The sequence below is a fragment of the Streptomyces roseifaciens genome, assembly GCF_001445655.1.
Classification (GTDB): domain Bacteria; phylum Actinomycetota; class Actinomycetes; order Streptomycetales; family Streptomycetaceae; genus Streptomyces; species Streptomyces aureoversilis.
Genome location: NZ_LNBE01000004.1, coordinates 2873277 through 2895067, shown reverse-complemented (window position 1 = coordinate 2895067; position 21791 = coordinate 2873277). Strand labels below are relative to the sequence as shown.

Sequence of the window (21791 nt, the reverse complement as noted above, 5' to 3'; positions counted from 1 at the left end):
CGGAGAGCTCCAGGTGTGCGGTGCGGAAACGGCTGTGGCGCGCCTCCATCAGATTTCCCGATGGGGCGCGCCACGCCAAGTACGCACAAAAAGGTGGGCACTTACCTGGAGGTGAGTGGGGCGGGGCGGTGGTGGCCTCCGGAGGCTACTGCGCCCCGATCGACTCCAGCATGTTCAGCTTCGCCGCCCTGCGGGCCGGCCAGACCGCGGCCAGTACGCCCACGGCGAGCGCGATGAGCAGGAACACCGCGATCCGCGCCCACGGCACGACCATCTCGTACTGCGGGAAGGACGAGCGGACCAGGTGGCCGCCGGACCAGGCGAGGAAGATGCCGACCCCGACGCCCAGCACCGCGCCGAACATCGCGATCATCACGGACTCCAGCCGGACCATCTGCTTGACCTCGCGCCGGGCCAGGCCGATCGCGCGCAGCATCCCGATCTCCCGGGTCCGCTCGAAGACCGACATGGCGAGGGTGTTGACGACGCCGACGACCGCGATGACGACCGCCATGCCCAGCAGCCCGTACATCAGGTAGAGGATGTCGTCGATGTCCCCCGCCTCGGCGCGGCGCAGGTCCTCCGGCGACTGCACCTTGATGAGCGGGTTGCCGCCCAGGGTCTCCTTGATCTTGGCGCGGAGCTCGGCCGCCTCGCCCCGGGCCGCCTTCACGAGCACCTCGTCGTCGCGCACCTTGTCCAGGTGCGGGTCCACGAGGGAGAAGGTGGCCAGGACGGAGGAGTAGACGTCGTTCTTGGCGTAGATCGCGGCGACCTTCGGGGCGGCCTTCTTGCCGTCGTAGAAGGTCATCGGCAGGGCGGACCCGACCTTCAGGCCGCGCTTCTTCGCGTACTCGTCGGAGACGGCGACCGTGCCGTCGCGGATGTCGGTGGCCGAGCCGCTGATGAAGCGCCCGTAGGACACCTTGCCGATCGCCGACGGGTCCGTGGCGTGGACCAGTGCCGGATCGTCGTCCGACTGGAAGCCGACCGAGCGCATCGGGACCGCGGCGGCCACGCCGGGCTCCTTGGCGAGGGTCTTGGCGATGTCCGTGGACAGGCCGCCGAAGTTGGCCGAGGTGACCTTGTAGTCGGCCGTCAGGTCCTGCTGCCCCATCTTCGCCATGCCCTGGTTGGACGAGACCGCGACCACGGTCAGGCCGGTGATCAGGGAGAGGCCGATCATCAGCGCCGAGGCGGTGGCGGCGGTGCGGCGCGGGTTGCGCAGCGCGTTCTCCTTGGCGAGCTTGCCGCTGATGCCGGTGAACCGGCCCGTGGCCCGGGCGAAGAGGTGCACGATCGGGCGGGAGAGCAGCGGGGCCAGCACGATGACGCCCGCCATGGTCAGGGCCGCGCCCGCCATCGCGATCTGCAGGCCGTCGCTGTCCTTGAGGGTGGTGACGTACAGCATGATCGCGACGCCCAGGCCGGTGAGCACGGCGCCGATGCCGTTGCGGACGACGAGGCTCTTGACGGCCGGCGGCTGCTCCGCGGTGGACAGCGCCTCGACGGGGGCGATCTTCGCGGCCTTGCGGGAGGGCAGCCAGGCGGCGAGCACGGTCACCACGACGCCGATGCCGAGGGCGAGCAGTACGGAGGCCGGCTCGATGACCAGCGGGCCGTCCGGCAGGCTCGCGCCGGCCGAGTTCAGCACCGAGCGCAGACCGGTGGCGACGCCCAGGCCGAGGACGAAGCCCGCGGCGGAGGCGACCAGGCCCAGCAGCCCCGCCTCGATCAGCACCGAGCGCACCACCTGGCGGCGCGAGGCGCCCACCGCGCGCAGCAGTGCGATCTCCCGGCTGCGCTGGGCGATGAGCATGGTGAAGGTGTTGGCAATGATGAAAATGCCGACGAAGAGGGCGATGCCCGCGAACGCCAGGAAGGTGTTGCGGATCGAGCTGGTCTCCTTGTCGATCGCCTTCGACTGCTCGGCGGCCAGCTGCTTCCCGCTCTGCGCGTTGAAGGCGTCCGGCAGCACCTTGCGGACCTCGGCGGTCAGCTTCTGCTGGTCGGTGCCGGGCTTCGCGGAGACGACGAGCTCGCTGAACTCGCCGGGCTTGCCGAAGAGCTTCTGCGCGGTCGCGGTGTCGAACAGGGCGAGGCTGCCGCCGGCGCTCACCCGCGGGTCGTCGGTCTCGGCGATGCCGACGAGCTTCTTGGTCATCACCGGGCCGTCGATGGCCAGCCGGACGGTGCCGCCGATCTTCGTACCCGTCTTGGCGGCGGTCTTCGCGTCGAGGACGATCTCGCCCTCGGCGGCGGGCCCGCGGCCCTTGACGATCGGGTAGCGGCTGTCCTTGCCGTCCTTGCCCGGGACGTAGTTGGCGCCGGAGCTGCCCCACTCGCTGCCGGCGGGGTTGTTCTGCCGGTCGGCGACCATGGCGACGCCGCTGACGGACGGGCGTACGGACGCCACGCCCGGCAGGGCCCGGACGGTGGCGACGGTGCGGTCGTCGAGCGCCTGGACGCCCTTCATGGCGATGTTGGAGTGGCCGGTGGTGACGGAGACCGCGACGTCGTCGAGGCTCTTGGTCATCTTGTTGCGGAAGGCGGCACCGACGGAGTCGCTGAATATCAGGGTGCCGGAGACGAAGGCCGTGCCGAGGAGGACCGCGAGGGCGGTCATCATCAGCCTGGCTTTGTGCGCGAGGAGGTTGCGCAGGGCGGTACGGAACATGGTCTGTCCTGGGGGAGGAGCCCTCGCCCGCGGGCGGGGTGCCCGGCGGAGGCCGGGCGGACGGCGCGGGGAGCGGCGCAGAAGCGTGCAGTGCGGAGGGGCCCGTGCGGGGCCGTCGGGTGCGGGAGGCGGCGGGGCCGTCCCTCAGCTCGTACGGCCCTTGGCGTCGAACGCCTTCATGCGGTCCAGGACCGCGTCGGCGGTGGGCTCGCGCATCTCGTCCACGATCCGGCCGTCGGCGAGGAAGACGACGCGGTCGGCGTAGGAGGCGGCCACGGGGTCGTGGGTGACCATGACGATCGTCTGCTGCAGTGCCTGCACGGACTCGCGCAGGAAGCCCAGCAGTTCGGCGCCCGAGCGGGAGTCGAGGTTGCCGGTGGGCTCGTCCGCGAAGATGATCTCCGGCTTGGCGGTGAGCGCGCGGGCCACGGCCACGCGCTGCTGCTGGCCGCCCGAGAGCTGGCTCGGCCGGTGCGAGAGCCGCCCGGACAGGCCGACGGTGCCGACCACCATGTCCAGCCACGCCTGGTCGGGCTTGCGGCCCGCGATGTCCATGGGGAGGGTGATGTTCTCCAGGGCGGTCAGCGTCGGCAGCAGGTTGAACGCCTGGAAGATGAACCCGATCCGGTCCCGGCGCAGCCGCGTCAGCTGCCGGTCGCCGAGCGAGCCGAGCTCCACGTCGCCGATCTGCGTCGATCCGGACGAGATCGTGTCGAGGCCCGCCATGCAGTGCATCAGCGTGGACTTGCCGGAGCCCGAGGGACCCATGATCGCGGTGAACTCGGCGCGGCGGAACTCCACGGAGACGGAGTCCAGCGCCGTCACGCGGGTGTCGCCCTGCCCGTAGACCTTGCTCAGACCGGTGGCTCGGGCGGCGACGGCGGTGCCGGCCGTGCCGACGGGGGTCGTGGGAAAGGCGGCCGCGTGGGACACGGGTCTCCTCCGGGAGATAGGGGAAGGGGGTCCGGTCATGGGTCCGCGCCGGGAATTCCCGGGGACACCATGGCCGGAATCAACTCCTCCAATTCTCGGGGCGCGGCCCGCGCGGGGCGTCAGCCGTACGGCCGGAAAGCCGTACGCCCAAAAGGTCGACGGGAGGGTCCGGGCGTAGTCCCCCAGACGGACGGCGTCATCCTCAGGACGCACGGGGCCCCTGGGGATCGGGGCGCACAGGGGCCCGTGGCGGACTCTGCGGCGCGGCTACGCGCGCAGGGTGCGGGAGGGCGGGCGCCCGTACCGCTGCTGGTAGTACGCGGCGAAGCGGCCGAGGTTGTTGAAACCCCAACGGTATGCCACTTCGGCCACGGTGACGTCGCCGTCGCCCCGCGCCGCCACCAGCTCCTGGTGGGCCCGGCCCAGCCGGACCTCGCGCAGGTACCCCAGCGGCGTGGAGTCGACGTGCCGGCGGAACGCCTCCTGCAGGGCGCGCGGGCTCACCCGCGCCGCCGCCGCGAGATCGGCCAGCGTGAGCGGCTGGTCGGCGCGCTCCTCGGCCAGCGCCATCGCCCGCCGCACGGCCGGGTGCGCGACCTCGCCCGGGCGCTGCGCGTCCACGCCCTGCGTGATCAGCTCGTGCGTCTGCATGAGGATCGCGGCCGTCGACTGCGTCAGGTGCCCGGCCACGAGCGGGCTGCTGCGGGCCACGCCCTCGCCGAGCACCTCCCGGTGCACGGCCGCCGAGATCCCCGCCCAGCTCCTGGCCGCCGCCGCCGAGGTGGTGCCGTTGAGCGAGAAGCGGGCCCGTACGGAACCGTCGATGCCGAGCGCGTCGGCCGCCGCCCGCTCCACCATCTCCCGGTCGAGCCGGACGGTCGTCATCCGCGCACCGGGCGCCCAGTGCACCTGGAAGGAGCGGTACGGGTCGAGCACGTACGTCTGCCCGGGCCCGACGACCCGCTCCTCCCGTCCCGGCGACGACACCCGCACCCGGCCGCGTACCAGCTGGCAGACCAGCAGGTACGAGTCGAGGGGCTGGGGCGCGACGAGCGTCTCGGCGCCGTACTGCAGGCCCGACACCGTGATGCCCGGGAAGCCGCCCTCCGCGTACCACGCGGAGAAGTCCTTCGGGTCGCCGAGCACGCTGAGTTGATAAGGACTGTAGGCAGAGCTGATGATCTCCCTGGTCTCGTCGAGATCATTACTGAGGACGAGCGTGCGCATGTTGCCGGGGGCCTCGGGCCCCACGCCTGGTTCAGTCATCAGGGGCTTCCCTCGGGTGTCCGCGTATCCGGGACAGGTGCCGCGTTTGGCGAGTAGCCGATGGATGGCCCCGTTAGTACCGTTCCCCTTGTCCGCAGTCAAGGCGCGGCCGGTCCCCACAGCTGTTTCGGGACAGGGCCCCGTCGGGGGGAAGCGGGTCGCGGCCCTGGGTTCACGGGGGACATCCAGGGCCGGTCCCGCAAGCGGGGGCGCCCCGCCGTCAGCGGACAGACGGCGGGGTCTTCGCGTGCGCACTCCCGGGTGGCCGCTGCCCCGGAGCGCCGGGGCTGGGGCATCCCCACGCCGGTGCGGGGGCGCTGTCGGGCATCGGCATCCTCAGCGCCGCGTAGCCCGCATGGCGCTCGGCACCGCACAGGGCGCACCGCTCGAACCCGAGCGCGCGGGACCATCCCACGGGGTGGGCGCAGCGGCGGAGCACGAGACGCCCGACCGCCGTCCGGGTCACGAGTGCACCAGCCGCTGATGCCGGACGAACTCGGCGTTCAGCGCCTCGGCCTCCACGGTGCGGCCCAGGCATGCGGCCCCGTGAAAACGCACGCGGAGCTCGGCGCACCGCAGACACCACTTCGAGAGGTCAAGGGGCCGCCGGCCCGTGCCCTCTTCCGGCGCGAAACCGTGCTCTAGCTGCTGCTGTCCACCCACGCGACTTGCCTCCGTCACATTCACCCCTTGGTGGGGGGTGCTCGTTGTCTGCGGTTCCAGCGTCGCGGGCCGTACGTACGCTCGGCCAGAGTTTCAATTCCCAACCGGGTACCCGAGAAAAGGAGTTACCGGGATGGCGCGCACACCGCGGAAGCTGACACCGGACCGGTCCGCCCGCCACCTCTTCGGCGCCGACCTCAGACACCGGCGGGAGGCGGCGGGCATGACGCTGGAGAAACTCGCCGAGGTCGTCCGGTACAGCCGCAGCCACCTGGCGCGTATCGAGACGGCCGAGCACGTGCCGCCGCCTGACCTGCCTGCGCGGCTGGACGAGGTGTTCGGCACGGGCGAGCACTTCGCGAGGCTCTACGCGATCGCGCGGCATGAGGTCCATCCGGACAAGTACCGCAGATTCATGGAGCTGCAAGCCCAGGCTCGGGTGATCGACGAGTACGCCGCCCACGTCGTGCCGGGCCTCGTCCAGACGGAGGGCTACGCACGGGCTCTCTTCCGCGTCAGCAATCCGAAAGCTTCGCCGGACGCGATCGAGGAGATGGTGGCGGCCCGGCTGAGCCGTCAGGTGCTGCTGACGGCGGAGGCGCCGCCTGATCTGTCCATCATCTTGGACGAGGCGGTGATCCGACGTCCCGTCGGGGGCCCGGCCGTCATGCGGGCCCAATTGGTCAGCCTGGTCGAGCTCGTGGACACCGCGACGACGACTGTTCAGGTTCTGCCGTTCGAACATGGGGAACATGCCCTGATGAGCGGCGCCCTGACGCTGATGACACTGGACGACGACACGAACGTCGCCTACGTGGAGAGCATCGCCACCGGCTCGCTGATCGAAGATCCGGAGACTGTCAGCGCTCGCCGCCGGTCCTACGATCTGCTGAGGGCCTATGCCTTGTCGCCAAGCAAGTCGGCGGCCTTCATCCGAGCCGTAACGGAGGCACCCTCGTGAGCGCTCCCCTCAACCTCTCCCGAACGGAGTGGCTGAAGTCCAGCTACAGCAACGGTGACGGCGGCAACTGCGTCGAATGGGCCCCCACCCTCGCCGCCGCCCACGGCATCGTTCCTGTACGGGACTCGAAGATACCCGGCGGCCCGGCGCTGACCTTTGCGCCGGAAGCGTGGTCCTTGTTCGCGACCGCGGTGTGCGACGGCCATTTCCGAACCTGAGCCTCAGGGCGGGGTGCGGGGGTGGGCTGGGTTCCGTGGTTCGTGTGCGGGTTAGAACAGGCTGGCAGCGGGGGGAGAGGTGGGGGGCTCGGGTTCGGTGTGTTGGCTGTGCGGTGGGTGGGAGGTTGGCCGCCGTACTCCTGCCGTCGCGGATGCGGCTGCGTGAGGAGACCGGTCTGCCCGTCTGTGGCTGAGGGGGAGCTGGCAGCTGCCGCGATGTGGTTCCTGCCGTCATGGGCGCTTCGCTCAGCTCGCCACCGTCGTGGCCGGGCGGGCGACTGCCCCTGAGTAGGGGTTCCTGTGACAGAGGGCGTGTGGTGAGGCTGCGGGTGGCTTGCAACTGACGACCGGGCCCACCTATCCGCCGCCGCGGGCGGCAGGCTGCCCCTGGATGCGAGTTCCTGTGACAGGAGAGGCCCGGTGAGGCTGAAGGTGACCTGCAGCCTGCAGCTCGGCCCGCTTATCCGCCGCGGCGGGCAGTTAACCGCCCCTGGGTGGAAGCTCCTGTGACAGGGGAGGCCCAGCGGGACTGAAGGTGGCCTGCAGTCTGCAACTCGGCCCGCTTATCCGCCGCAGCGGGCGGCAGGCCGTCCCTGAGTGGGCTCGTCTGTGACAGGAGCACACTCAGGGGGCTGCTGAGGTGCTCGGCCGCCATCCCGGGCCACTTATCCGCCGCCCCACGCCCACACTGGGTGAAATCCGCACCCACATGCATCCCGCAGCCGGACGAGCAACCACAACGGCGGCGCGCCGAGCGAAGCGCCCACGACGGGCCCAGCCACATCGCGGCAGCAGCCAGCTCCCCCTCAGCCACAACCGGACAGACCGGTCTCCTCACGCACCCGCATCCGCGACGGCAGGAGTACGGCGGCCAGCCTCCCACCGGCCGCACAGCCAAGCAGCCGGACCCGAGCCCCCCACCCCTCCCCCCGCTGCCAGCCTGTTCTAACCCGCACACGAACCACGGAACCCAGCCCACCCCCGCACCCCACTGCCCCGCCGATACGCTCGCGGGGCTGGATGCTCGGCGAAGTGCGCCCACCGGACGGTGCCGTGCTTCAGCACGTGACGAGAGGGGCGAGGCCTCCCCTCCGGGGCCTCGCACCCGCTCGCCGGGCGGCGGTGCTCAGTAGCCGACGGTGAAGCGCTGACGGCGGTGCCGCGGCGTCTCGAGTTCGTCCAGCAGCGCGACCGCGTAGTCCTCGGCGGAGATGCGCGACGTGCCGTCGGCGTCGGCCAGCAGGTCGTCGCCGCCGAGGCGGAAGGTGCCCGTGCGCTCGCCGGGCAGGAAGAGGGCGGAGGGGCTGAGGAAGGTCCAGTCGACGTCCTGCGGCAGGGCGCGCAGCGCGTCCAGCAGCTCGACGTGCGCGGACGCCTCGGGCTTCCACTCCTCGCGGAAGCCGGGCTGGTCGATGACGCGCTCGCCGGACGGCAGGCGCAGGCTGCCGGCGCCGCCGACGAAGAGCAGGCGGCGGCCGGCCGCGCGGACGGTCAGCTCGGGCAGCAGCGGCAGGGCGACGCGGGCGGGCAGCGCGCTGACGACGACGTCCGCGGCCTCGAGCGGCAGGACGGGGTCGGTCACGTCGGCGGTCACGCGCTGCAGGCCGTCGCGGGCCGGGGCCTGCTCGTCGTGGCGGCGGGCGACGGCGGTGACGGCGTGGCCGCGGGTGAGCGCCTCGTCGACGATGCGGCTGCCGGCCATGCCGGTGGCGCCGAGGACGGTGATCTTGACGGGGGTGTTCATGCGGGGTTCTCCCAGAAGTGCGGGGGCGACGGGGCGGGCGTGGCGGTCACGGCCGGGGTGGGCACGAGGGCCCGCACGTCACGGCCGGGACGCGGTCAGAGCTGGATGTCGAAGGTGACCTTCGCCCGCTCCACGGTCTCCTGCAGGACGCGCACCTGGCCGCGGGCGTTCTTGTACTTGCCGGTGCCGCCGGTGATGGCGAACTGCTCGTCGAAGACCGGGCCCTGGGCGTTCAGCCGGGCGGCGCCCGACGTGGTGATCCTGTTGCCGTCGCCGAGGTCGTAGACGAAGGTCAGCATCTCGGCGGTGCGCGGCTTGGCGTCGGTGGAGATGCCCTGGAAGCTGCTGGTGCCGATCCTGCGGCCGTCGGCGCCGACGAGGTCGCCGGTGCCGATCAGCTGGTCGCCGAGGGCGGAGTCGGACGGGGCGACGTCGACGAAGTTGACCGAGGTGCCCTTCTCGACGGCCTCGATGGTGACCGAGCGCGGGCCGGCCGGGGAGGCGGTGGCGGCACCCGCCGTGGCGGGGCTCATGGCGAGGGCGGCGCCGACGACACCGGCCGCGGCGACGGTGAGGCCCAGGGCGGGAAGGGTGCGCTTGCGCATGGACGTACTCCAGCCTGTTGCGATCCGTGGTGGCAGAAATATCTGCCGCAGCAGACAATATGTCTGTTGCGGCAGATACTGCAAGGGAAGGTTCTGCAGGTGGGGGCGATTGTCTGGGACCCTGGTGAGGTGGAGGAGCACATGCTGCATGACGACGACGTGACGCTGTACGGACTGTTCGTGGAGGCGTTCAGCCGCCTGAAGCCACTGGTCCACGAGGACCTCGGGGTCCCGGACACCTGGTTCGAGGTGCTGCTGCGGCTGGGCCGCACGCCCGGGCACGCCCTGCGGATGAGCGACCTGGCGACCGCGGTCGCCTTCAGCTCCGGCGGCTTCACGCGGCTCGCGGACCGGATGGAGGAGGCGGGGCTGATCCGCCGGGAGCCGGACCCGGACGACCGGCGGGCCGCGCTCGCGGTGCTGACGGAGGCGGGCGAGCAGGCCCTGGACCGCGCGCTGCAGCAGCACCTCGCGCACCTGCGCACGCACGTCAGCGGCCGCCTATCGGCGGCGGACCGGCGCGCCCTGGAGCGGATCCTGCGGAAGCTGCGGGACGCGGGATAGCAGCGGGGGCGGACCGGATGCCCGGCCCGCCCCCGCTCCCCCACTCCCCCGCTCCCCCGTTCCCCCCGCGCCCCCGCCGCCGCTTACGCGGCGTCGGTGTCGTACGCGTAGAACTTCCTGTGGTCGATCATGTCGGCGGGGGTGACCCGCTGCCCCTTCTCGCTCCACGGCTTCATGGGCTCGTCGAGGGCGACGATGTCCTTGACCGGCTCGACCGGCAGGTAGGCGGGCGCCTTCGGGTGCCGGCGCTGCCAGTCGGACCACAGCTTGTCGATGAAGCAGTGCAGCAGCCAGAACACCGGGTCGTTGGGCGACATGCCGGTGTTCATGTGGCCGCCGACCCAGCGGTGCACGGTGTTGTGCGGGCCGGTGTTGCCGTTCGCCCAGCCCTCGACGAGGTTGCGGAAGCCGGCCTTGGAGGTGGAGTTCCAGGGCGCCTCGTCGTAGTACGGGGCGGCCAGCGCGGCCTCGACCGTGGCGGCCGTGGGCAGCTGCGGCGTGCTCTTGCTCCGCCCCATCTCCCGCATCAGGAAGGGGCGTTCGTCGGCCTTGAAGTAGATCGGCCAGCGGCCGCCGCCGTAGGCGAACGGGCCGTCCATGACCTGGGCGTCGCGCTCGCGCCCGTTGCCGCCGAGGAAGTCGGGGGCGAAGACCGGGTCGGACAGCGAGCGGTTGACCGTGAAGTCCCAGTACGGGAGCGTGACGGCCGGGTTGACGGACTGCAGGTCCCGCTCGAAGTCGAGCAGGAACTGCCGGTGCCAGGGCAGGAACGACGGCGAGACGTGGCCGGTGCGCTCCTGGTCGTCCAGGTCGCTCATCACGAAGCGGTCGTGCATCTCGACGTACTTGTCGTAGCCGCCGCGGCGCTTGAGCTCCAGCAGCGCCTCCACGAAGTCGCGCCGCTCGGCCTTGGTGAGCTTTGCCTGGTTCTTGCGAACTGCCATGAGAATGTGGCCCTTTACGGAAACGGGATCAGGTGGTGGCTCAGACGAGGTTGACGCCGCGCAGCGCCCGCACGGCGGCGCGGGTCACCTCGTACGGCGACGCGAAGACCTCGTAGTGGTTCATGACGCTGATCCAGCCGTTGCCGCGCGGCATGATGTGCAGCGGACGGCCGTCGACGAAGACGGCGATGCCGAAGTCGTGGTGGCCGCCGCTGCCGGAGGTGAGCCGGCCCTCGATGCGGCGGCCCTCGTAGATCTCGTCGAACGGCCGGTGGCCGGAGCCGTTGCCGTGGTGGTCGTGCCCGCTCTCGGCGGCGAAGGCCTGCGCGGCCGGTCCGGCGAGCACGATTCCGGCGGCAGCTGCGGCGGTACGGCCGAGCATGCGGCGGCGGGTGAGGTCGGACACCCGGGTCCCCCTTCAGAAGAAACGTTCCTTCCGACCAGGGGGTCCAGCTCGTCGAGCTCCCCCGACCCCCCGACCGGCGTAGATGATCATGAACGTAACAGATCTTCGGGAAGAGCCGGACATGTGGCGAGATACAGCCAATATGAGGCTGTATTAATAAAGGGGCCTTCCGGAAAGGGGCGGCGTGCACCCCGGCCACCACGGGAGAACTTTGCGCAGGCAGCACGCACAGCCGGAAGATTTCCGGCACAACAGCCAAAGCGTGGCATGCCTCACCAAAAGCCAACAAGCCGAAAGCCGAAAGCCGAAAGCCGAAAAGCCACGAGGCCCTCGCCGACCTGGTCGGCGAGGGCCTCGTGGCTGAAGCCTCGTAGGAGTCGAGGGGACGGAAGGCCTAGAAGACCGACTCCGCCTCGTCCATCCGGCTCTCCGGCACGCGCTTGAGCTCGGTGACGGCGTCGGCGATCGGCACCATCCTGATGTCGGTGCCCTTCAGGGCCGTCATCTTGCCGAAGTCGCCGCGGTGGGCGGCCTCGACGGCGTGCCAGCCGAAGCGGGTGGCGAGGACGCGGTCGTACGCGGTGGGGGTGCCGCCGCGCTGGACGTGGCCGAGGATGACCGGGCGGGCCTCCTTGCCCAGGCGCTTCTCCAGCTCGGCGGCGAGCTTGGTGCCGATGCCGGCGAAGCGCTCGTGGCCGAACTGGTCTATGGCGCCCTTCGCGTACTCCATCGAGCCCTCGGCGGGGTGCGCGCCCTCGGCGACACAGATGACGGCGAACTTCTTGCCCCGGGCGAAGCGCTCCTCGACCATCTTCACGAGGTCGTCGACCGCGAAGGCCCGCTCGGGGAGGCAGATGCCGTGGGCGCCGCCGGCCATGCCGGACTCCAGGGCGATCCAGCCCGCGTGCCGGCCCATGACCTCGACGACCATCACCCGCTGGTGGGACTCGGCGGTGGTCTTGAGGCGGTCGATCGCCTCGGTGGCCACGCCGACGGCGGTGTCGAAGCCGAAGGTGCGGTCCGTGGAGGAGATGTCGTTGTCGATGGTCTTGGGGACGCCGACGACGGGCAGGCCCGCGTCCGACAGCATCCGGGCCGCGGTCAGCGTGCCCTCGCCGCCGATCGGGATGAGCACGTCGATGCCGTACTCGCGGGCGAGCTCCTTGGAGCTCTCGCAGGCCTCGCGCAGCCGGGCCCGCTCCAGGCGGGAGGAGCCGAGGATGGTGCCGCCGCGGGCGAGGATGCCGCTGACCGCTTCCAGGTCGAGCTTGCGGTGCCGGCCGTCGAGCAGGCCCTTGAAGCCGTCCTCGAAGCCGATGACCTCGTCACCGTGGCCGGCGACCGCGCGGTGCACCACCGAGCGGATGACAGCGTTCAGGCCGGGGCAGTCGCCGCCTGCGGTGAGAACTCCGATGCGCATCGCGTGCTGTGTCTCCTGCTCTGGGGTCCCCCCTACCGAAGGTAAGGGGATGGTACATGTGAGCCGGGCCGATTGTTTCACGGTCCGATGGGTACCGGCGCACCCCGGGGCCGCGCCGGCCCTGACCTCCGCCCCTGCGGGCCCGGACGCCTTGCTGACGCGCGCCTTAGCCAGGGGCGCAGGTATTGTCAAGAGGTCAAGCCCACCATAACGGGTATTTTTTAAAGCCGAAGCACACGGCGAAGAAACACCGAAGAACACCGAAGAACACGGCGATGGAGCAAGGAGAGCACGCGTGACGCGCAGCGTGTACGTGACCGGGACCGACCGGGGCGACGGGCGCCAGGTCATCGAGCTGGGAGTCATGGAGCTCCTCACCCGTCAGGTGGACCGGGTGGGCGTCTTCCGCCCGCTCGTCCACGGCGACGGGCCGGACCGCCTCTTCGACCTGCTGCGGTCCCGCTACCGGCTGGGGCAGTCCGCGGAGTCCGGCCACGGCATGAGCTACGCGGAGGCCTCCGCGCTGCAGGCCGAGCGCGGCACGGACGAGCTCGTCTCGCGGCTGGTCGAGCGCTTCCACGCGGTCGCCCGCGACTACGAGTACGTGCTGGTGCTCGGCACCGACTACGTCGGCTCCACGCTCCCCGACGAGCTCGCCCTCAACGCCCGCCTCGCCAACGAGTTCGGCGCCTCGGTGATCACGGTCGTCGGCGGCCAGGACCAGACGGCCGAGTCCGTGCGGGCCGAGGCGCGCAACGCCTACCGCGCCTACGAGGCCCTGGGCTGCGACGTCGTCGCCCTGGTCGTCAACCGGGTCGCCCCGGCCGACCGCGAGGCCGTCGCCGAGCGCCTGTCGGCGAGCCTGCCCGTCCCCTGCTACGCCCTCCCCGAGGAGGCCGGGCTCTCCGCGCCGACCGTGGCGCAGATAGTCCGCAAGCTGAACGCCGAGGTGCTGCTCGGCGACGACGCGGGCCTGGCCCGCGACGCCAAGGACTTCGTCTTCGGCGGCGCCATGCTGCCGGTCTTCCTGCCCGCCCTGACCGAGGGCTGCCTGGTCGTGACCCCCGGCGACCGGGTGGACCTGATCGTCGGCGCCCTCGCCGCGCACAGCGCCGGCGCCCCGCCGATAGCCGGCGTGCTGCTGACCCTGGACGAGAAGCCGGGCCCGGACATCCTGGCGCTCGCCGACCGGCTGGCCCCGGGCACCCCGGTCGTCTCGGTGCCGGGCGGCTCCTTCCCGACCGCGGCCGAGCTGTTCGCGATCGAGGGCAAGCTCGACGCGTTCTCGCCGCGCAAGGCGGAGACGGCCCTCGGCCTGTTCGAGCGGCACGTGGGCACCGCGGAGCTGACGAACCGCATCGCCGTGGCCCGCTCCAGCCGCGTCACCCCGATGATGTTCGAGCACGAGCTGATCGAGCGCTCCCGCTCGGCCCGCCGCCGCATCGTCCTGCCCGAGGGCACGGAGGAGCGCGTGCTGCGCGCCGCGGACGTGGTGCTGCGCCGCGACATCTGCGACCTCACGCTCCTGGGCGAGGAGGGCGCGATCCGCAAGCGCGCGGGCGAGCTGGGCATCGACCTGGCCTCGGCGCAGATCATCGACCCGCAGACCTCCCCGCTGCGCGAGCGCTTCGCCGAGATCTACGCCAAGGCCCGCGCCCACAAGGGCATGACCGTCGAGCTCGCGCACGACGTGGTCACCGACGTCTCCTACTTCGGCACCCTGATGGTCCAGGAGGGCCTGGCCGACGGCATGGTCTCCGGCGCGGTGCACTCCACCGCCGCCACCATCCGCCCGGCCTTCGAGATCATCAAGACCGCGCCGGGCGCGCAGATCGTCTCCTCGGTCTTCTTCATGTGCCTGGCCGACCGGGTGCTGGTCTACGGCGACTGCGCGGTCAACCCCGACCCGAACGCCGAGCAGCTCGCGGACATCGCCATCCAGTCCGCGGCGACCGCCGCCCAGTTCGGCGTCGAGCCGCGGATCGCGATGCTGTCGTACTCCACCGGCACCTCCGGCTCCGGCGCGGACGTCGACAAGGTGCGCAAGGCCACCGAGATCGTCCGCGAGCGCCGCCCGGACCTCAAGGTCGAGGGCCCGATCCAGTACGACGCCGCCGTGGACGCCGCGGTCGCCAGGACCAAGCTCCCCGGCTCGGAGGTCGCGGGCAAGGCCACCGTGCTGATCTTCCCCGACCTCAACACCGGCAACAACACCTACAAGGCCGTCCAGCGCTCGGCCGGCGCCGTGGCCGTCGGCCCGGTCCTGCAGGGCCTGCGCAAGCCCGTCAACGACCTCTCCCGCGGCGCGCTGGTGCAGGACATCGTGACCACGGTCGCGATCTCCGCGATCCAGGCCCAGGGCGAGGCCGGGAACGGAACCGCGCCGGACGCGCCCGCCGTCTGACGCCCGTAGGCCGTACGGGACCGCCGCCCGGTCCCGTACGGCATCCCCCACCGACGTCGAAGACCCAGCCCCCGAGACCCCCACAACCCGGAAAGCGTTCATGACTGCCAACCCCACCCGAGTCCTCGTCCTCAACTCCGGCTCCTCCTCGGTCAAGTACCAGCTGCTCGACATGGCCGACGGCGCCCGGCTGGCCGTGGGCCTGGTCGAGCGCATCGGCGAGGAGACCTCCCGCCTCGCGCACACCCCGCTCGCCACGGGCGGCGCCAAGCGCGAGCAGGAGGCGCCGATCGCCGACCACGAGGCCGCGCTGCAGGCGGTCGCCGCGGAGCTGGCCGCGGACGGGCTGGGCCTGGACTCGCCGGAGCTCGCCGCGATCGGCCACCGGGTGGTGCACGGCGGCCAGAAGTTCACCGCCCCCACCGTGATCACCGACGAGGTGCTGGCGGAGATCGAGCGGCTCGTGCCGGTCGCCCCGCTGCACAACCCGGCCAACGTCACGGGCATCCGCACGGCGCAGGCGCTGCGCCCCGACCTGCCGCAGGTCGCCGTCTTCGACACCGCCTTCCACACGACGATGCCGGAGGCCGCCGCCCGCTACGCCATCGACGTGGCCACGGCCGACGCCCACATGGTGCGCCGCTACGGCTTCCACGGCACCTCGCACGCCTACGTCTCGCGCGAGACCGCGAAGCTGCTGGGCAAGGACCCCTCCGAGGTCAACGTCATCGTCCTGCACCTGGGCAACGGCGCCTCGGCCTCGGCGGTCGAGGGCGGCCGGTGCGTCGACACCTCCATGGGCCTGACCCCGCTGGAGGGCCTGGTCATGGGCACCCGTTCGGGCGACCTGGACCCGGCGGTCATCCTGCACCTGTCCCGCAACGCCGGGATGTCCACCGACGAGATCGACGCGCTGCTCAACAAGAAGAGCGGCCTGATCGGCCTGTGCGGCGACAACGACATGCGCGAGATCCGCCGCCGCATCGACGAGGGCGACGAGCGGGCGGCGCTCGCCTTCGACATCTACGTGCACCGGCTCAAGAAGTACATCGGCGCCTACTACGCGGTCCTGGGCAAGGTCGACGCCGTGGCCTTCACCGCCGGCGTCGGCGAGAACGCGGCGCCCGTGCGCGAGGCCGCCGTGGCCGGCCTGGAGGGGCTGGGCCTGGCCGTGGACGCCGGCCGCAACGCCGTCCGGTCCGGCGAGCCGCGCCTGATCTCCCCCGACGGCGCCCGCGTCGCCGTCGCGGTCGTGCCCACCGACGAGGAGCTGGAGATCGCCACCCAGACGTACGACCTGGTCAGCGCTTGATCGACGGCCGGCACTCGGTCGTTCCCACAGCTCGAATATTCCGCTCCGAAACAAACCGATAGGATCAGCCCCATGCGCCGTTCCAAAATCGTCTGCACCCTGGGCCCCGCCGTCGACTCCTTCGACCAGCTGAAGACGCTGATCGAGGCCGGCATGAACGTGGCCCGCTTCAACATGAGCCACGGGACCCACGCGGAGCACGAGGAGCGGTACCACCGCCTCCGTAAGGCCACGCAGGAGACCGGCCGCGCGGTCGGCGTCCTCGCCGACCTCCAGGGCCCGAAGATCCGCCTGGAGACCTTCGCGGACGGCCCGGTGGAGCTGGTGCGCGGCGACGAGTTCATCATCACGACCGAGGACGTCCCGGGCGACCGCACCATCTGCGGCACGACCTACAAGGGCCTGCCGGGCGACGTCTCCAAGGGCGACCAGATCCTCATCAACGACGGCAACGTCGAGCTGCGGGTCACCGAGGTCGAGGGCCCGCGCGTGCGGACCATCGTGATCGAGGGCGGCGTCATCTCCGACCACAAGGGCATCAACCTGCCCGGTGCGGCGGTGAACGTCCCGGCGCTGTCCGAGAAGGACGTCGAGGACCTGAAGTTCGCCCTCGCCATGGGCTGCGACATGGTCGCGCTGTCCTTCGTCCGCGACGCCAAGGACGTCCTCGACGTCCACCGCGTCATGGACGAGGTCGGCCGCCGGGTCCCGGTCATCGCCAAGGTCGAGAAGCCGCAGGCCGTCGCCAACATGCAGGACGTCGTCATGGCGTTCGACGGCGTGATGGTGGCCCGTGGCGACCTCGCGGTGGAGTACCCGCTGGAGAAGGTCCCGATGGTGCAGAAGCGCCTCATCGAGATGTGCCGCCGCAACGCCAAGCCGGTGATCGTCGCGACCCAGATGATGGAGTCGATGATCACCAACTCGCGGCCGACCCGCGCCGAGGCCTCCGACGTCGCCAACGCCATCCTCGACGGCGCCGACGCGGTCATGCTCTCCGCCGAGTCCAGCGTGGGCGCGTACCCGATCGAGACCGTCAAGACGATGTCGCGCATCGTCGAGGCGGCCGAGGAGGAGCTCCTCTCCAAGGGCCTGCAGCCGCTGGTCCCGGGCAAGAAGCCGCGCACCCAGGGCGGCTCGGTCGCCCGCGCGGCCTGCGAGATCGCCGACTTCCTCGGCGCCAAGTCGCTGGTCGCCTTCACCAAGTCCGGTGACACCGCCCGCCGCCTGTCCCGCTACCGCGCGGCCCAGCCGATCCTGGCCTTCACCACGGAGGCCTCCACCTGCAACCAGCTCACGCTGAGCTGGGGCGTCGAGACCTTCGTCGTCCCGCACGTGGAGAACACCGACGCCATGGTCGACCTCGTCGACGCCGAGCTGCTGAAGCTCAAGCGCTACAACGACGGCGACACCATGATCATCACGGCGGGCTCCCCGCCCGGCGTCCCCGGCACCACGAACATGGTGCGGGTGCACCACCTCGGCGGCGAGAGCCGCTAGGTTCCACCCCTGCTCACGGCCGTGGCCGCCGTCCCCTCGCGAGGGGACGGCGGCCACGGCCGTTCCGGCTGCGCAGTGCTCTACGGATACGTTCCGTCGGTCATGTACTGGTGCAGGTTCGGGATGTGCAGCGTGCCGCCGAACTGCCCGCCCTGGCGGATCTTGACGTTGGTGTAGAAGACCGGGATCGGCAGCTTCAGCCCGGGTATCAGCGGCGGCGGAACGCTCGGCGAGTGCGTCGCCGGGATGATCCCGAGGAGGCTGCCCTTCAGCTCCTCGGTGTACATGGTCACCTTGCCGCCGGTGATGGTGGACTCCGTGCCCATGCCGGCCACGTGGTACTGCTTGCCCCGGCTGTTGACGATCTGGTGCAGGTCCTTGATCGCCAGCGAGTCGGCGGTGAACTTGAGGACGTCCTTCTGCTGCCCGTTCACCATGGTGATCTTCTTGACGCCCTCGTACGTCAGCCCGGTGAGGGTGAGCTTGCTCGCCTCCAGGTACCAGGGCTGGTTGGGGAACGCGTGGTGCTCGTTCTCGTCCACGACCGTGCCCTTGGGGCAGGGCGGCAGCTCGCCGTCGCCCGTCTCCGGGGCGGCCGAGGGGGAAGTCGAGCCGGACGGGGCCGGAGCGGGGGACCCGGACGGACCGGCGGAGGGGCCGCCCTTCTCCTCGCCCTTGCCCTTGTCCTGCTCCCCGGGCTTCTCCGTGGGGTCCTTCCGGGCCCTGTCGGGCTGCGCCGAGGGCTTGGGCGCGGGGGCCGAGGACGCCGGGCCGGGGGACGGCGGCGGGGCCGGCTTCTCGCCCGCCTTCTCGCCCGCCTTCCCACCGCCGGTCAGGATGTCGCGGAGCTTGTCGCCGAGGCCCAGCGGGTCGAGGGGGTTGGCGGGCTTCGCGGCGGAGGGCGAAGAGGAGGGGGACGGGGAAGAGGACGGTTTCGGGGCCGCCGGGGACGGCGAGCCGGAGGGCGCGCCGGGCTTGGCGGACGTGCCCTTCCCGGGAGCCGCCGGCTTCTCCGGGCTCTCCGGCTTCTTCCGGCCCTCGGCGGGCGCGGACGACGCCCCCGCACCGGGCGCGGCACTCGGGCCGGCGCCGGGGCCGGCGCTCGGCTTGCCGCTGGGCTTGCCGCTCGGTGCGCCCGACTCGCCGGCGTCCGGGGTCTCCCCCTCGGCCGCCGTGTCCGGAGCCGTGGCGCACGCTCCGTCGAACAGCTTCTTCGGCGCGGGCTTGGCGGACGCCAGCGTGGGGGTCAGCCCCATGCCCATGAGGACGGCACTCGGCATGGCCGCGAGGGCGACGGCTTTGCCCGCCGGCATGTGCAGCCGGGCGAGCAGCGGCTTTCTGGGCGCGGCGTGGCGCGGCCCCTCACTCGGCACCGTGACCTCCGTCCCGCTCCTTGCTGAGCGATATGGCGGCCGCCGGCTCCGCGACGGCGCTGGTGGCGGGCCTGGCGGGCCTGCCGGGCGCCCAGGAGACACCGAGGGCGCCGCCGACGAGGGCGAGCAGGAAACCGATAAGGAACGCGCCGAAGTTGGAGACGACCAGGGAGACCAGCGCGAGCAGGATGGCCGCGACTCCGGCGAAGATCCGGGACTGCTGCTGGAACCAGAGCGTCAGGCCGAGCACGACCAGCAGGACCCCTATGATCAGCGACCCGGCGCCCGCCGTGGTGGCCATGCGGATGTGCAGATCGCCCAACGTCATGGTCTGGTAAGGGATGTACATGATCGGGATCCCGGACAGCAGGGTCCACAACCCGCCCCAGAACGGGCGTTGCCACCGCCACTCCCGGAACGAACGGCGGGCGCGGCCGAATGAACCGACCTGCTGGGGTCGCGTGTCGACGCTCATGTCGTACAGCTCCTAGGGACGGGCATCTTCTTCGGTACGAAGCGGACGCGGTACGGGTGCGGAAGCGCGCTTTCCCGTCCCGCACCCGTCCGTTCAGCGTGTCAAGCCTTGGGCACCTTGCACTCGGACTTGCCCCAGCTGATGCCCATGTGCAGACCGGGGAGCGTGAACGTGCCCGCCGAGGTCGCCCAGGCCTTCTGGTCGACGCTGTCGAACCAGACCTCGTCCGCCTGCTGGGCGAACGAGCCGGGCACGTGCGCACCCTCGCCGTTCTTGCCCGCGCCCGCAGGGCCCGGCCCCTTGGTCGTGTTGTCCACGGACACGCCGATGTCGACGTTCTTGAACGTGGCGTTGGCCTTCATGTCCTCGGCGTCGATGTAGAGCTTCGACGCCGTGACCTGCTTGTCGCCCCCGGCCTCCAGCTTCATCGACACCTCTTTGCCGATGCCGGGGATGGGGATGGTGACCGCCTGGCAAAGGTTGTTGATCTCCGCCGTCTCGATGCCGACCACCGCGACGGGCTTGCTGCCCGCCTTCGTCTGGTCCATGGCGCCGTACTGGACGAACCCCTTGCCGTGCAGCTTCCCGGCGGTCACCTGGAACTGCTGGCCCGAAACACTGAACGACGCCGCCAGCGCGCCCTGCGCTATGGCGACTCCGATCGCGGCCGTCGCCGCGACGCTGGGCACCATGACGACGGCGAACCGCCGCCATCTGGTCCCACCACGAGTCTGGGACTCCATGACTTGCCTCCTTCTCGGACGTACATCTCCGGCGCGGGCCTCGCGTCGCGAGCCGTGCCCGGGGATGGGAGACGTGCTACGTCCTCGGGAAGGAGCGCCGCCGTCCGGCGACGCGAAACGCCTCCGGGAACACCGGCGATCACCCCCGAGCGACAACCACTTGGCCACGCCTTCGCGCAACCGCGGGGACAGGCCCTGCCGTTGTGCGGCAGGGACCCCCCTGTCCCTGAACCGGCCCGCGCGGGGCCGGTCCGCCCGGTGGGGACCCGCTCCCCCGACGCCGGCCGGCTGCCGGGTTGGAGGAATGGACCGAGCTTGGCCGATCGTGGTGCATTCACGGCTGCCGCACAAGAGGTTCATTACTAGCGAGTAACGAGCCGATAACCGCGGGGCGTCCGGTGTGCATCTACGGGTGCGCGGACGTCGCCGCACCGTGCCCGGAGAGAAGTGGAGGTAACAGAAAAACCCGGGCGAAAGCCCGGGCTTTTCTTACTCGCAGTAACGGCGGCCCCGTTTACCAAGTTTTGGTAAAGCGATGCCGCTGTTTCGTTTGTGTCAGAACAGCGCGCGAGAGAGCGCGGTCCGCGCGGCACTCACCCGCGGGTCGTCCGACCCGATCACCTCGAAGAGCTCCAGCAGCCGTACGCGCGCCGCATTGCGGTCCTCGCCCGCGGTGCGCTTGACCGCATCGATCAGACGGCCGAAAGCGTCCTCGACATGGCCGCCGACCAGGTCGAGATCGGCCGCGGCGATCTGCGCCTGCACATCGCCGGGCCGGTCCGCGGCGGCCTTGCGGACCGCCTGCGGGTCCACGCCCTGGACGCGCTGGAGCAGCTCGGCCTGCGCGAGGCCCAGCTTCGCCTCGGGGTTGGCCGGGTCCTCGGCCAGCACGTTCTCGTAAGCCCGGACGGCACCGCCCAGGTCACCCGCGTCCAGCGCCTGGTGGGCGAGGCTCAGCACGCCGTCGTACGGACCGGCAGGCGCCTCGGGCTCCGCGGCCCCGGCCTCCTCCGCCGCATCCGCGGCGACCGGCGCGCCCACGATGCCGAAGCGCTGCTCGGACACCTGCACGAGCTGGTCGAGCACCTGGCGGATCTGCGCCTCGGGCGCGGCGCCCTGGAACAGCGGCAGGGCCTGGCCGGCCACCACCGCGAAGACCGCGGGGATCGACTGCACGCCGAACTGCTGGAACAGCAGCTGATTGGCCTCGACGTCGACCTTGGCCAGGACGAAACGGCCCGCGTACTCGGCCGCCAGCCGCTCCAGCAGCGGGCCGAGCTGCTTGCACGGCTCGCACCAGTCGGCCCAGAAGTCGATGACGACGGGCACCTCGGCGGAGCGCTGCAGGACCTGGGCCTCGAAGCCCGCCTCGTCGACGTCGAAGACGAGGCGGCCCGCGGCGGCGGGCGGCGTGCCCTTGCGGGCGGCCTCGGCGCGCGCCTGCTCCGCCTTCTGCTTGGCTTCCCCGGCCGCCTTCACCGCGGCGAGGTCGACCACTCCACTCATGGACATGTTCCGTGGCTGCATGGGCCCTATCCTCCCCCCTCGACCCGGTGAACCGGAAAAATAGCGGTCGGCGTGCG

At 71.4% G+C, this 21791-nt stretch carries 20 protein-coding genes; 6 read left to right on the top strand and 14 right to left on the bottom strand.

Annotation, left to right across the window (positions count from 1 at the left end):
* Positions 1–145: 145 nt before the first annotated feature.
* From AS857_RS30255 to AS857_RS30240, 5 genes are all read right to left on the bottom strand, one after another.
* Positions 146–2677: an ABC transporter permease gene (locus AS857_RS30255; protein ID WP_058046349.1), complete on the bottom strand. Its 2532-nt coding sequence runs from the start codon at positions 2675–2677 to the stop codon at positions 146–148.
* 144 nt (positions 2678–2821) lie between these two features.
* Positions 2822–3649 carry an ABC transporter ATP-binding protein gene (locus tag AS857_RS30250; protein ID WP_079110726.1) on the bottom strand — a complete coding sequence of 276 codons (828 nt, stop codon included), beginning with the start codon at positions 3647–3649 and terminating at the stop codon, positions 2822–2824.
* A 228-nt stretch (positions 3650–3877) separates the two neighbouring features.
* Positions 3878–4876: an AraC family transcriptional regulator gene (locus AS857_RS30245; protein ID WP_058046347.1), complete on the bottom strand. Its 999-nt coding sequence runs from the start codon at positions 4874–4876 to the stop codon at positions 3878–3880.
* 220 nt (positions 4877–5096) lie between these two features.
* A complete protein-coding gene (locus AS857_RS42470) occupies positions 5097–5414 on the bottom strand; it encodes a DUF6255 family natural product biosynthesis protein (RefSeq protein ID WP_420823978.1) in 318 nt (105 codons plus the stop codon).
* Positions 5339–5539, bottom strand: a complete 201-nt coding sequence (locus AS857_RS30240; RefSeq protein WP_058046346.1) for a hypothetical protein — start codon at positions 5537–5539, stop codon at positions 5339–5341. Before AS857_RS30240 ends, AS857_RS42470 begins: the two co-directional genes overlap by 76 nt.
* A 133-nt stretch (positions 5540–5672) precedes the next feature.
* Between AS857_RS30240 and AS857_RS30235 the strand changes: the two genes are divergently transcribed.
* Together AS857_RS30235 and AS857_RS30230 are read left to right on the top strand one after the other, a co-directional pair.
* Positions 5673–6500 carry a helix-turn-helix domain-containing protein gene (locus AS857_RS30235; protein WP_058046345.1) on the top strand — a complete coding sequence of 276 codons (828 nt, stop codon included), beginning with the start codon at positions 5673–5675 and terminating at the stop codon, positions 6498–6500.
* Positions 6497–6718 (top strand): DUF397 domain-containing protein, encoded by a 222-nt coding sequence (locus AS857_RS30230; RefSeq protein ID WP_058046344.1) that lies wholly within the window; start codon positions 6497–6499, stop codon positions 6716–6718. Before AS857_RS30235 ends, AS857_RS30230 begins: the two co-directional genes overlap by 4 nt.
* Positions 6719–7844: 1126 nt before the next feature.
* Here AS857_RS30230 and AS857_RS30225 read toward each other — a convergent pair.
* Positions 7845–8462, bottom strand: coding sequence for an NAD(P)-dependent oxidoreductase (locus tag AS857_RS30225; protein ID WP_058046343.1), 618 nt, complete (start codon positions 8460–8462; stop codon positions 7845–7847).
* Positions 8463–8557: 95 nt separating this feature from the next.
* A complete protein-coding gene (locus tag AS857_RS30220) occupies positions 8558–9067 on the bottom strand; it encodes an allene oxide cyclase barrel-like domain-containing protein (protein ID WP_058046342.1) in 510 nt (169 codons plus the stop codon).
* A 141-nt stretch (positions 9068–9208) separates the two neighbouring features.
* Here AS857_RS30220 and AS857_RS30215 point away from each other — a divergent pair, with 141 nt between their 5' ends.
* Positions 9209–9631, top strand: a complete 423-nt coding sequence (locus tag AS857_RS30215; RefSeq protein ID WP_245700575.1) for a MarR family winged helix-turn-helix transcriptional regulator — start codon at positions 9209–9211, stop codon at positions 9629–9631.
* An 83-nt stretch (positions 9632–9714) separates the two neighbouring features.
* On the opposite strand, the gene AS857_RS30210 is transcribed toward AS857_RS30215, so the two are convergent.
* From AS857_RS30210 to AS857_RS30200, 3 genes are all read right to left on the bottom strand, one after another.
* Positions 9715–10575: a tyrosinase family protein gene (locus AS857_RS30210; RefSeq protein WP_058046340.1), complete on the bottom strand. Its 861-nt coding sequence runs from the start codon at positions 10573–10575 to the stop codon at positions 9715–9717.
* Between the two features lie 40 nt (positions 10576–10615).
* A complete protein-coding gene (melC1, locus tag AS857_RS30205) occupies positions 10616–10981 on the bottom strand; it encodes an apotyrosinase chaperone MelC1 (RefSeq protein WP_058046339.1) in 366 nt (121 codons plus the stop codon).
* A gap of 394 nt (positions 10982–11375) precedes the next feature.
* Complete coding sequence (locus AS857_RS30200) at positions 11376–12401, bottom strand: ATP-dependent 6-phosphofructokinase (protein ID WP_058046338.1); 1026 nt, start codon at positions 12399–12401, stop codon at positions 11376–11378.
* Between the two features lie 295 nt (positions 12402–12696).
* Between AS857_RS30200 and pta the strand changes: the two genes are divergently transcribed.
* From pta to pyk, 3 genes are all read left to right on the top strand, one after another.
* On the top strand, positions 12697–14805 hold the full coding sequence (pta, locus tag AS857_RS30195) for a phosphate acetyltransferase (protein WP_058046337.1): 2109 nt from the start codon (positions 12697–12699) through the stop codon (positions 14803–14805).
* 100 nt (positions 14806–14905) lie between these two features.
* Positions 14906–16117: an acetate kinase gene (locus AS857_RS30190; protein WP_058046336.1), complete on the top strand. Its 1212-nt coding sequence runs from the start codon at positions 14906–14908 to the stop codon at positions 16115–16117.
* Positions 16118–16189: 72 nt separating this feature from the next.
* Positions 16190–17617 (top strand): pyruvate kinase, encoded by a 1428-nt coding sequence (gene pyk, locus AS857_RS30185; RefSeq protein WP_058046335.1) that lies wholly within the window; start codon positions 16190–16192, stop codon positions 17615–17617.
* A gap of 80 nt (positions 17618–17697) precedes the next feature.
* Here pyk and AS857_RS30180 read toward each other — a convergent pair whose 3' ends face one another.
* From AS857_RS30180 to AS857_RS30165, 4 genes are all read right to left on the bottom strand, one after another.
* A complete protein-coding gene (locus tag AS857_RS30180; RefSeq protein WP_058046334.1) occupies positions 17698–18990 on the bottom strand; it encodes a hypothetical protein in 1293 nt (430 codons plus the stop codon).
* Entirely contained in the window at positions 18980–19465 is a 486-nt protein-coding gene (locus tag AS857_RS30175) for a DUF6114 domain-containing protein (RefSeq protein WP_058046333.1), read from the bottom strand. Before AS857_RS30175 ends, AS857_RS30180 begins: the two co-directional genes overlap by 11 nt.
* 101 nt (positions 19466–19566) lie before the next feature.
* Entirely contained in the window at positions 19567–20208 is a 642-nt protein-coding gene (locus tag AS857_RS30170) for a DUF6230 family protein (protein WP_058046332.1), read from the bottom strand.
* A 555-nt stretch (positions 20209–20763) separates the two neighbouring features.
* Complete coding sequence (locus AS857_RS30165; protein WP_058046331.1) at positions 20764–21735, bottom strand: tetratricopeptide repeat protein; 972 nt, start codon at positions 21733–21735, stop codon at positions 20764–20766.
* Positions 21736–21791 lie beyond the last annotated feature (56 nt).